11 protein-coding genes are annotated in these 12,088 nt (G+C 36.8%); 1 reads left to right on the top strand and 10 read right to left on the bottom strand.

The window, feature by feature from the left end; translation table 11 throughout:
- Window positions 1-189: 189 nt before the first annotated feature.
- The 7 genes from AC1D0Y_RS25880 to mscL form a co-directional block, all read right to left on the bottom strand.
- The gene (locus AC1D0Y_RS25880; protein ID WP_028410435.1) at window positions 190-1,263 is read right to left on the bottom strand and encodes an ABC transporter substrate-binding protein; all 1,074 of its coding nucleotides are present in this window, start codon (window positions 1,261-1,263) and stop codon (window positions 190-192) included.
- Entirely contained in the window at window positions 1,260-2,066 is an 807-nt protein-coding gene (locus AC1D0Y_RS25875) for an ABC transporter permease (protein WP_028410434.1), read from the bottom strand. The genes AC1D0Y_RS25880 and AC1D0Y_RS25875 overlap by 4 nt, the downstream gene beginning before the upstream one ends.
- Window position 2,067: 1 nt before the next feature.
- Window positions 2,068-2,868, bottom strand: a complete 801-nt coding sequence (locus AC1D0Y_RS25870; protein ID WP_016762745.1) for an ABC transporter permease — start codon at window positions 2,866-2,868, stop codon at window positions 2,068-2,070.
- Window positions 2,858-3,967 carry an ABC transporter ATP-binding protein gene (locus AC1D0Y_RS25865; RefSeq protein ID WP_028410433.1) on the bottom strand — a complete coding sequence of 370 codons (1,110 nt, stop codon included), beginning with the start codon at window positions 3,965-3,967 and terminating at the stop codon, window positions 2,858-2,860. Before AC1D0Y_RS25865 ends, AC1D0Y_RS25870 begins: the two co-directional genes overlap by 11 nt.
- A gap of 20 nt (window positions 3,968-3,987) precedes the next feature.
- Window positions 3,988-4,530 (bottom strand): helix-turn-helix domain-containing protein, encoded by a 543-nt coding sequence (locus tag AC1D0Y_RS25860; protein WP_013054985.1) that lies wholly within the window; start codon window positions 4,528-4,530, stop codon window positions 3,988-3,990.
- Window positions 4,531-4,726: 196 nt separating this feature from the next.
- Window positions 4,727-6,796, bottom strand: coding sequence for an LTA synthase family protein (locus tag AC1D0Y_RS25855; RefSeq protein WP_477708122.1), 2,070 nt, complete (start codon window positions 6,794-6,796; stop codon window positions 4,727-4,729).
- Between the two features lie 195 nt (window positions 6,797-6,991).
- Window positions 6,992-7,387, bottom strand: a complete 396-nt coding sequence (gene mscL, locus AC1D0Y_RS25850) for a large conductance mechanosensitive channel protein MscL (RefSeq protein WP_025753425.1) — start codon at window positions 7,385-7,387, stop codon at window positions 6,992-6,994.
- A gap of 280 nt (window positions 7,388-7,667) precedes the next feature.
- Between mscL and AC1D0Y_RS25845 the strand changes: the two genes are divergently transcribed.
- A complete protein-coding gene (locus tag AC1D0Y_RS25845) occupies window positions 7,668-8,204 on the top strand; it encodes a L,D-transpeptidase (RefSeq protein ID WP_060745927.1) in 537 nt (178 codons plus the stop codon).
- Window positions 8,205-8,241: 37 nt separating this feature from the next.
- Here the strand turns inward: AC1D0Y_RS25845 and AC1D0Y_RS25840 are convergent, their stop codons facing one another.
- The 3 genes from AC1D0Y_RS25840 to AC1D0Y_RS25830 form a co-directional block, all read right to left on the bottom strand.
- A complete protein-coding gene (locus AC1D0Y_RS25840) occupies window positions 8,242-8,727 on the bottom strand; it encodes a VOC family protein (protein ID WP_060745926.1) in 486 nt (161 codons plus the stop codon).
- An 89-nt stretch (window positions 8,728-8,816) separates the two neighbouring features.
- On the bottom strand, window positions 8,817-9,959 hold the full coding sequence (locus AC1D0Y_RS25835; protein ID WP_060745925.1) for a mannitol-1-phosphate 5-dehydrogenase: 1,143 nt from the start codon (window positions 9,957-9,959) through the stop codon (window positions 8,817-8,819).
- Between the two features lie 5 nt (window positions 9,960-9,964).
- Window positions 9,965-12,055 (bottom strand): BglG family transcription antiterminator, encoded by a 2,091-nt coding sequence (locus AC1D0Y_RS25830; protein WP_060745924.1) that lies wholly within the window; start codon window positions 12,053-12,055, stop codon window positions 9,965-9,967.
- Between the last annotated feature and the right edge of the window lie 33 nt (window positions 12,056-12,088).

Here is a 12,088-nt window from a genome sequence, read left to right as displayed (position 1 = left end):
AATTCTGGATGAATAATAGAACATTCAATTTTTTCTTATCTTTCCCGTTTTACAAATAAAAAAGCTAATAACATAAAATAAATGTTATTAGCTTTACTCGTTTGTATTTTATCTTTCCTCTTGCTATCACGCAACTGAATTTACAAAAACAATAAAGAACTTGAGTACAAAGACCTAATTAAGTTCCTTTTATTTACGGTGCATTTTAAATTCCAAAAATAATTCATTGTAATAAGCAAGCATTCGTTTGCCTAAGTTATTATATACCTCAAGCTTTTTTGTTAGTTCTTCCTCTGGGTAAAAACGTTCATCTTCCGCTACTTCTTTCGGCAAATATTCTAACGCTTTTTTATTAGGCGTAGAATATCCTACATATTCCGCATTTTGAGCAGCGTGTTTAGGATCCAGCATAAAATTCATGAATTTATGTGCGCCTTCTACGTTTTTAGCCGTTTTTGGAATAACCATGTTATCAAACCATAAATTCGAACCTTCTTCTGGAACAACGTAATTCAGCTTATCGTTTTCACTCATAATCTCAGAAGCATCGCCTGACCAAACAACGCCAATTGCCGCTTCTTCATTTGCTAGGAGCATCTTAATCTCATCTCCTACAATAGCTTTTACATTTGGTGTTAATGTATCAAGCTTTCTTTTTGCTTCTTGAAGATGGGCTTTATTCGTATCATTTAATGAATAATTTAAGCTGTTTAGCCCCATTCCCATCACTTCTCTAGCGCCATCTGCAAGTAAAATTTGATTTTTCAGCTTAGGATCCCATAAATCATTCCAGCTTTTTATCTTCTTGCCATGAATCATATCAGAGTTATACACAATACCCACAGTTCCCCAAAAATAAGGAATAGAGTACTGATTGCCAGGATCAAAGGATAAGTCTAAAAAACGCGGATTAATGTATTTTAAATTAGGCAGCTTCGAATGATCAATTGGCAATAGCAAATTTTCTTCACGCATCTTGCTAATCGCGTACTCAGAAGGCACAGCAATATCAAATGTCGTACCGCCTTGTTCAATTTTTGTCATCATTGCTTCATTCGAATCAAAGGTCTGATAAATGACTTTAATTCCGGTTTCTTTTTCAAACTGATTCACTAAATCAGGATCAATATAATCTCCCCAATTATAGACGGTCAGCGTATCTCCTCCAGAGTATCCTTCGGCATTGTTCAAATGATGAACCACATACATAAGAACGAAAGAAAGGATGACGATGAAGATAAACGGCTTTGCTAATTGCTTCATTTTCCAGTCGCCACCCCTTTCACTTTATTGCTATATCGCTGACTGATAAAGTAATAACCAATTACAATCAGCACGGTAAACATGAAAATAAGAGTAGAAAGAGCATTGATTTTCAACGAGACCCCTCTTCTTGCTAACGAATAAATTTCTACTGAAAGCGTAGAAAAACCGTTCCCGGTCACAAAGAACGTAACCGCAAAATCATCCAAAGAGTAAGTTAAAGCCATAAAAAAGCCTGCAAAGATACCCGGACGAATAAATGGCAATACCACTTTTGAAAGTACTTCAAAGCGGCTTGCGCCCAAATCACGGGCTGCATCAAGCAGTGTCGGACTCATTTCCTGCAGCTTAGGCAGAACCATGATGACCACGATCGGTACACTGAATGCAATATGCGCTAATAATACCGATATAAATCCGAGCTTTACACCGATAATGGTAAATAGAATTAAAAAAGATGCGCCAATAATAACATCTGGACTCACAATTAACACATTATTAAATGTTAACAGCGTATTTTGAACACGTCTGCGCTTCACGTATACGATAGCAAGTGCCCCTATCACGCCAATAATAGTTGAAATACCCGAAGACAGTAGAGCAATAATAAGAGTATTCAAAACAATAATAAGCAAACGCGTGTCTTGAAACACTTCTTTGTACCAATCTAACGTAAACCCTTCAAATTCACGCATGTTTCCTCCGCTGTTAAAAGAGTAATACATTAAATAAAAAATGGGCGCGTATAAAATGAAAAATACAAGAAATAAATAAAGGTGGCTGAACTTCCACTTTCTCTTCATTTTACACACCTCTCTTTCCAGTGCCTGTTATGAGCATCATAACGGCCATCGCAATAATTAAAAAGACGGCTATGGTGGCGCCCATGCCCCAATCCTGCGTCACTAAAAAATGTTGTTCAATCGCTGTTCCCAGTGTAATGACGCGGTTTCCAGCAATTAAACGCGTAATCATAAAGAGGGATAGTGCTGGGATAAAAACAGCCTGACAACCTGATTTAACCCCTTCTAGCGTTAGCGGAAATACCACGCGTTTAAATGTCACCCATGAAGATGCCCCCAAGTCTCGCGAAGCGTAGATAAGCGAGGGATTAAGTTCTTCCAAAGAGTTAAAGATGGGCAAAATCATAAAGGGGATAAAAATATACACCGATACAAATACAAAACTAAAGTCAGTAAATAAAATTTGATGAGTACCAAGTCCTAGAAATTCAGTAAACTTATTAACCGTACCATACGTGCCAAATATACCTAAAAAAGCATAAGCTTTTAATAATAAGTTAATCCACGTCGGTAAAATAATCAGTAGAAGCCAAAGTTGCTTGTGCTTAAGCTTCGTTAGTAAATAAGCTGTAGGATAAGAAAAAACCAAGGAAAATAACGTAATTAAAAAGGCATACCAAAATGAACTCAGCGTCATCTGTAAATAAACCGGAGTAAAAAATTTCTTATAGTTTTCAAGCGTCAGCTCATTATCGATGTTGAAAAAAGAATAATAGACAACTAATACAATGGGAGCAACTACAAAAAGCAAAATCCATAACACATACGGGACTAAGTAAATATTTCTTGATTTAGTTTGCATCGTAATCCTCTTCATAACCTTCGAGTCGCTTATCGAATTCTTCTTCCGTTTCGTTAAATCGCATAACATGAATAGCCTCAGGTTCAAAATATAAACCAATTTCTTCCCCAACCGTTGCCTTTTTCGTAGAGTGAACGAGCCACTCATTCCCTGCATGGTCATAGCCTAAAATTTCATAATGGACTCCTCTGAACAGCTGTGAATCTACACGAACCTGCAGCTTTCCTTGATCGGAGCTTGTAATGGCTAAATCTTCAGGGCGAATCACAATTTCAACCTGCTCATTTTGGTTTAATCCTTGATCGACACATTCAAATTGCTGGCCGCCAAACTCCACTAAAAAGTCAGCAATCATTTTACCTGGTACAATATTTGATTCACCAATAAAATCGGCAACAAAACGATTAATTGGCTCATCATAAATATCTGTAGGTTCCCCGCTCTGCTGAATTCTTCCTTTATTCAAAACAAAGATTTCATCGGACATCGCAAGCGCTTCTTCTTGATCGTGCGTAACAAAAATGAACGTAATACCTAGACGACGCTGTAATTCTCTTAACTCGTATTGCATTTCTGTACGCAATTTTAGATCAAGAGCTGAAAGCGGCTCGTCCAGCAAAATGACTTCGGGCTGGTTTACAATTGCTCGTGCAATTGCTACACGCTGTCTTTGGCCGCCCGACATTTCCTTTATTTCTCTGTTTTCATATCCTTCTAAGTTAACAAAACGAAGGGCTTCTTTAACTTTTATTGCAATATCAGCATTTTTCATCTTCTTGATTCGAAGACCGAATGCTACATTTTCAAATACATTCAGATGGGGGAAAAGCGCGTAGTCTTGAAAAACCGTATTAACCTGTCGTTTGTTAGCCGGGACATCATTAATTCTTTTCCCATTAAAATAAATCGTTCCGCTTGAGGCTTCCGTAAAGCCTGCAATTAATCGTAAAATCGTTGTCTTTCCACATCCCGATGGACCTAAGAGGGTATAAAATTTCCCTTTTTCAATTTCAAAGCTTACATGATCCAATACAACTGAATCATTATCATATTGCTTGGTCACATTTTCAAATTGAATAATTGTATTCGTAGATGTCATTTCACTTCACCTCTTTTGTTCTATAAATAAGACTCTGTCGCCACGATAATTAACTCTGTTATTCCGTCATGAGCATTTAAAATCTGATGTTCTTCAGAAGCTTGAAAATAGATGGTTTCTCCTTGTTTGGCTTCATATATTCTGCCTCCAAGCTTTACCTTCACACACCCGCGCAAAATGTAGCCAAACGTTTCTGAAAGGGAAGGCTCAAATCTCTTAAATGCGCCTTTTTCATGAAGAATAAGACGAATGGGCTCCATTTCTTTTTCATTTGATTCATGCACAAGCCACTGAATATGGTAACCTTTTTCATCTTCGCAATAACTCGTGTAGTCTTCCTCTCTGTATACAACCTTTTGAACATGCGTATCAATTTCGAAGAATTCTTTCGGTTCGCACCCTAGCACTTCCAAAATACTAAAAAATGTTTCTAAAGACGGTGAACTTAAATCGCGCTCTAGCTGCGAAATATAGCCTTTACTTAAATCAGTACGTTCTCCTAGCTCTTCTTGTGTTAAACCTTTTTTTAATCGTAAATTTTTAATTTTCTTTCCTATTTCCATACTCTCGATCCTCAACTGTATTTAAAATTAGCAAACAGCATGAATGATTGTTCATGCTGTTCCAAACTCAAGTTTTGTTTTACTTAACTTAAAGTTTACTTTTAACCTTAAAATATTATACATGAATTATTTTTTAGTACAACCTTAAACACTTAAAAAATAAAAACTCCTTTTATATTAAAAGGAGTTTTTATTTTTATTTATACAACTTATGCGTTTCGTACTGTTTCCCGGATAATGTATCAAACTCAACTTCATGGTAATCTTGAAGGTCTTTTGCAGCTTTTTTAGAGAGCGCCGCCGGATCATCGACTAGCTTTCCTTTCGAATCTATATACATATTTGAACGAAAAGCCGGCACTTCTGTTTTCATTTGATTCAACTGATCGTAGAACAGATTACTTTTGTAACCAAGAGATTGAGCAAGCGTCGGAGCAATATAAATAGGACTCATCGTACCGAGATTTTTATCTATTTTCGTATCGTAATTAGATAAAAATAAGAGCGGCGTTTCATAAAATTTTTGAGATGTTTGCTGCGTTTTCTCGTTTCCAAAACCCGTTTCTTTGTAAGCTTGAAGGTTTTGGCCAAGCGCCGGCAAATGATCTCCCCAAAATACTACAATGGTCGGCTCGTCCAGCTTTTGAATTTCATCGTTCAATCGTTTTAAAGCAGCATCTGAACGTTTAATTCCTTCAGCATAAATTTCAATTTCCTTTTGCATTTCCGGTGATAACCCTTTACCGGTTACCTTAATGGTTTCCTGACCATTATACTTATCCGCCGAATAAGGAAGATGATTTGCAATCGTTACAGCATGCACAAATGCAGGCTTTTTCGACTGGCTAAGCGTATCGAGTACTTCATCAACTACTGCTTCATCAGAAACAAACTCTTTGTTATCTTTTTGTGTATGCTTCATTTCATCAATAAACTTCACTTGATCAAATCCCAAGTTTGGATATACATTTTGTCTCATATAAAGCATGCCGCTGTTTGGATGCATAGCCGTTGTAGCATAGCCTTGCTTTTCTAAATAAGAAACAAAAGACGGATATTCTTTTTTACTCAATACATGCTGATAAGGAAGGCCTCCAGGGTTAAAGAAAGACAAAGAGTAGCTCGTCAGCGCTTCGAACTCCACATTAGCTGTTTCCCCGCCAAACGAAGGACTTAAAGACCATCCGGAAGGATATTTCTTTTGAAGTTCTCTTGTATTTTTCATTGGATCTTCAGAGAACGTCACGTTAAGCTTTGTTGGGTCCCAAAATGTTTCGTTCATCACAAACACAACGTTTGGTTTGACTTCAGTCTTGCTTTCTTGTGTTTTCTCTTCCTTTGACTGAATGCGCTTTGCCACTTTTGCCATAGCTTCTTCTGAGTAGTCATCCGGCTCTTGCAGCACATCTGTTTTAACATTTGAAATCATGCCAATAACAGGTCCATTATAGTAATAATTATTTTGCTGATTCCAAGGCATCAGCGCAGCATATTGATCATAATATTTTTGAGCAAACGAGTGTTCAAAGAATAAAAATGATTTCATTAAAAAGATGAGCGGCAGAATCATAATAATTCGAAGAAACCATCGAATTTTAATTTTCGGCAAGAAAAACCAAAGAGCGAGCAGTACGACAATAGATCCAATAACTCCTATTACAATAGGAATTGAAATCGAATCTTTAATCATCGGAATAACTTCTTTTAACTGGCTCGCCTGAATAAAATCGTTCGGGAACAACGGTTCATTTCGAAAGATTTTTTTGTAATAGTTTACAAGAGCTAAAATAAAATACAGAACAAAGGTAATTCCAGCTCCTAAATAAGCTTCCCCTACTAGCATAATGATCGCTAGTGTTAACAGCGAAAGTAAAAATACCGTAAAAAGATAGCGTTCGGGATATGCTTGCATCCACTCTATTGTTTTGCCTGGATTATGTATATCAATATGATAGATAACAAAAACCATAGCAGAAACGGCTGCTACAGCAATTGAAAACACAATTGCCGTAAAAATGGCATACCACTGCGAATCTTGTATTCTCTCTATGTGATTAAATCGAAGCAGCAAATAGAAAGTGAGCGCCCATAAAACAAGTGAGCATCCTCCTATTAATACTACGAACCCAGCTGTATGGATTTGGGCCCAATCAAACAACATTTTTGTGTCATTTGACACATTAAACATAACAACACTGTATAAAAAAACGCTAAGCAGGACATACGCTGCCAGCATTGGCAAAGAACGATACAAATGTTTAAACATAACCTTAAGCCTCCTATTTACAATATCTTAACACTTTTAATATGATTTTAACATTCCTACCTCTCTCGCTTTCACGCCTAATTTTCCCATAATCATACCACTAACATTTCCGGAGAAATTTCACACGAAAAAAGCCCGCTTTTCTTATGAAAAGACGGGCCTCTTAGCCGTTTTATACGTATGTAAAAATTGCTGTTATGAACGCTCTTTCACTGCTTGTGCTTTTAGCAAATCACGAATTTCTGTTAAAATCTCTTCTTCTTTTGAGAGAACAGCCACTTCTTCCTCTACTTTCTCTTCTTCTTTTCTCTTAAAACGATTAAAGAAACGAATAAATAAGAAAATCGAGAATGCGACAATTAAGAAATCAACAATTGTTTGAATAAAAGATCCATATAATACCGTAGCATCTCCAACCGTGAAGGATAAATCTTTAAAGTCTATCCCTGCTAACAACAAACCAATCAGCGGCATAATAATATCATTTACAAGGGACGTGACAATTTTTCCAAATGCCGCTCCAATAATAACCCCGACAGCTAAATCTAATACGTTTCCACGCAAAGCAAACTCTTTAAATTCTTTAAGCATCTGTTTGTTCCACCTCCTGCCCTTCATTTCAAACCTTCATGATAATACATCCTAAATTAAACAGACAAGGTGCATTTTCGTTTTTCTCTTTTTCATGAGATATGTACCAGACCTTTAGTTGTATTTCTGCCCAGATTTTTACTTTATATTCGTTTATAAATAAGATGCACTTTCAGTTTTCATTCAGGAAAGGTTCATATTCAGTACATTTTCCTTTTATACACTAATAGCATGTAATTCATCAAATATGTAAACGAACAATAGAGGAGATGGCTAGAACGTGAGAAAAATTCTACTGCGAGCAGCGGCGTTGTGTCTCGCAGCTATTATCAGTATTTCTTATACAGCAAGTGCGGCGAATGCAAGTGAAAACACAGCAAGTAAATATTTAATTATTATTAATAAAAAAACAAATCAGCTTGCTTATTTTCATAATGGGAAGTTAGAAAAGACGTATTCAGTAGCTACTGGAAAAACATGGAGCGATACGCCGGTAGGTTTTTTCAAGATTGTCAACAAAATTAAAAATCGTCCTTACTATACAGGGCATATTGCAGGAGGCGCTCCTAATAACCCTCTTGGCTCTCGTTGGCTAGGGCTTAATGCAAACGGAACAACCGGCGACACATACGCTATTCATGGGAATAACTCAGAAGATAGCATCGGCAAATATGTAAGCCACGGCTGCGTACGAATGCATAATGCGGATGTCGAAGAATTATTCAATAAAGTGGCAGTAGGAACATCGGTAACTATTACGTATTCATCAAAAACCTTTGAAGAGCTGGCAAAAGTATACGGCTACGGACAGCTATGAAAAGATAAAAGCTTATCCAAAAAATCTGGATAAGCTTTTATTCTTCTCTATTCCCATACATGAGCTCCGTACTGTGTGAATATAGCTCAATAATATTCCCAAACGGATCTTCACAATAAACCAAGTAATAAGGTTTTCCAGGTCTTGTATTCCATACTTGGCTTCGCTTTTTACCACCTGATTGTTCGATTTTATCCGCCAACTTTTCCACGTCATCGGCTATTAAACACATGTGAAAATAACTTTGATACTGCTCATCGCTGTCTTTTAATACAAGAGGCATTTGCGGCTTATTAAATTCAAACAGTTCAATGCCTACCTGGTTGTCAGCTGTCATGTGAGCATTTTTCATTTTTTTGATATGAGACCCCAGTAAATCTTGAGTCATATTTTCAGCTTTTTCTTCCTTCGCATTAAACTTATAAGGACCGGCAATCAGCTTAAAACCTAAAACTTCCCCATACCACTGCACGGCTTTTTCTACATCAGGTACAGCTAATCCAACGTGCGTAATAGCTACCATTTTATCACCCTCCTATACACAAACATTCCCTTTCTGCTAAAAGAAAAACAGCCCATTTAAAATGGACTGTTTACACGTACTAAATTCATTCACGATTTTAAAGTATTATATTGAGCAATGATTTCTTTTGTTAAATCATTACTTGCCTCTAACTCACTAATCTCTTTTAATACATACTCAATACCATACTCCTGAATATTCGCTTGAAGCTTCATAGCCTCTTTATCTTCTTGCGGGTCAAATAAAAGCGCAGCGGCAATAGCCTTTGCTAAATAGGTATAAGAAAGGCCCGCTTTTTTTGCTTCTAGCGCTGGACGAATCAAACGATCCTGAGGTCCAAGCTTGCGAATTGGAGCTCTTCCTACCCTTTTAACTGAATCATTTAAATGAGGATTTTTAAAGCGTTCAATGATTTTAGTAATATAAGCTTTGTGCTCCTCTTTATCTAAGTCATATCTTTCAATTAGATAGTTTCCTGTTTCTTGTAGTGTTTGCTGTACTTGTTCATAAATACCTGAATCTCTTAACGTTTGATCAATTGTTTCTTTTCCTTTTAAATAACCAAAATATGCAATCACCGCGTGTCCCGTATTCACTGTAAATAACTTTCTTTCAATAAAAGGAGCAAGGTCAGCCACAATCGTCATTCCTTCTACAAAAGGAATATCTTCAGGTGCCTCTACTACCCATTCATAATAGGATTCTACTAAAACATCAAGCGAACCTTGGTCATGTTGAATAGGCACGATACGATCTACAGCTGAATTGAAGAAAAAGACCTTATTTATCATATGAGCTTTTGTCTCTTCATCCAGCGCGTCAAAAATATAGCCTTTTAATAAATCTGTCGCAGAGATTTGATTTTCACATGCAATAATATATACATTTTCGTCGCTTGCTTTTACACGTTCAGCCAAACCTTTAGCAATTAAAGGAGCAATGCGAGGCAGAACGTTCGGTCCGATGGCCGTCGTAATGTACGTTGCTTCTTTAATCGCTTTAATGACTGCTTGTTCTTGTGTCAGATTATTTAAACCAGATACGTTTTGAACAGCTAATGTCTCGGGGTGCTCTGCGGCTGTTATTACGTTATACCCTCCATCTGTGTTTAACTGATTAATAATCTTTTCAGCAATATCTACGAATTTGACGTGATAGTTGCTTTGAGAAAACAATGCCCCAATGAATCCTCGACCGATATTGCCTGCTCCAAAATGAACTGCTTGTTTCACAAAAATCATTCCTTTATCAAATTATTTCGAAGGTACTCATGAAACGTATCCTCTAGCTTTTTGCGAATTATCTCTTCATTCGAGGACGAAAAAATCATCATTGCTTCATGGTCTTCAATTAAACTGGTACTAATTAAACTTAAAATTTCTTGTTGTGCTTCACTTAACTCTTCAGGTGCGAGCATTAATAGAAGGTTACGCGCCTGCATATTTGTTCCGTCCATGCCTTTAACTGTGCAAGGTTGTTCTAAATGTGAAACTTGAAAAATCAGCTCGTTCACGTGATGTTCACGGCAATGGAACAGTGCCATGCTCGTTTGCGGAATGCCTAAACCGCCTTTGTTTTCTCGTTCCTTAAGCTGATGAATAACGCAGTTAGCATTGGTTATTAAACGTTCTTTTTCAGCAGCTTTTACTACGTGCGAAATCACTTGATCGTGACTCACTGCATCCGAAAATCGATACATTCTAAGGTTTTGAAGAATTGATTCGATACTTCCATGCATGTCTTTAATTTGTTTCATCGTTTCCTCAAAAGACAGTTTTTCTTTACAAACGGTCTTATTTTTATATTGGAACGAGCGATAGTCCTTATCTTTGGTTAACTTTTGAATGTTTTTCTGTAAAAAATTCTGGACGGATTGAATATCCTCTTCGGTTAAGAGTGGATTGACTAAAATGTAATCGACATTTAAAAAAGGCAGTCTTACTGTTGAAATCACTAAGTCATACCCTTCAAGCGCGGCTTCTTTGATTTCTTTTACCGATTTAATGACAACTGAATTAATCTCCGGAATTTCTTTACGAATACGGCTAGCTAACATTTTCGAGGTGCCAATTCCAGTTGGACAGACGATCAGTGCCTGAATTTCCATGATTTCTTCTTTTAGCACTAGCGTTGAACCAAAATGCAAAACAAGATATGCTACTTCATCATCTGGAAAAACTAAATCCGGCAGCTCTTGATCGATACTGTTTCTCACAGCCATAAATAAAACCGGGTATTTTTTCTTAATCTCTTCTGTTAATGGATTAAAAAGCTCCATTTTTTGCTTAAGACGAAAAATTGCCGGTTCCATATGAGCAAGCAGCCCCTGGTAAAGGGAAAAATCACCGGTTAAGTCGGTGTTAAGCTGAACAGAAACGTGAGCAATCATATTCTTAATAATCTGCCCAACCACTACGCTGTCGTAATATACGTCTCTAGTAGTTTGGAATTTTGCTGCACGTAGCCGCACTGCTAAGAAATGAATATCTTTTTCTGTAAAAGAAAGAGAAAATACCCGTTCAATTTCCCGGCAAATATCCTTCATTAAGAACACTTCACTTGCCAGCTCTTCCGTTTGGGCGCCGTCGTCTTCTAGATACATTTGCTTTTTCGTTCGCTGTATCATAATGCAAATATGAACAATGAGCCCTATATAATCGCTGTCAGCCAGCTTAGAATGATGCTGATTAATCGCTCGATGTACAATTCCGTCTACTTCTGCCAAATAATCTGGATAAAAATAATGCAAAATTGTTTCATCCGTATGCTGCTGATTTTCTGCCAAAAACAAGCACTCAATTAACTCCTCACTAAAGTGAACAAGAAAATAATTAGCTAATGCTTTCCGTTTATTGGCTTCAGTAGCTTGAACCTCTACTCCCACCCCTCTTTTTCGATGAAGGAGAACGTCAAATGTGGTTAACCACTCTGTTAATTCATCTAAATAAGCAGTTAGTGTAGTGATACTTACTTCTAAGTCTTTAGCCAGCGTTTGTAATTTAAATGAATCCCCTTCTTCTAGAAGAAGAATTAAAAGAATTAATTTTCTTTCCTGTGGAGACTGATCCGTCGTTTTAATCTTCATCAGCTCTTGAATAAGACGAAAAATTTGTTCATTTTTACCTTCAATCATTAGTCCTTCATCTTGTGTACGAATCAGCTTCAAATCAAATTTTTCAAGTATCGATTCAATTGCCTTCAAATCTCTGTGAACGGTTCTTACACTTACATTCAAAAAAGTAGCAAGTGTAAGGGCTGTATGTTTTCCTGCCGTTTTAATAATTAACTCAATGATTGATTTTTCTCTTGAAGTAATAAACAAGAACATCAACTCTTTTCTTATTTATAAACAAAGGATAAA

Source organism: Priestia sp. P1_B12_1 (assembly GCF_056406695.1).
The sequence above is the reverse complement of the archived record's forward strand: the minus strand, read 5'-3'. Positions and strand labels throughout refer to the sequence as shown.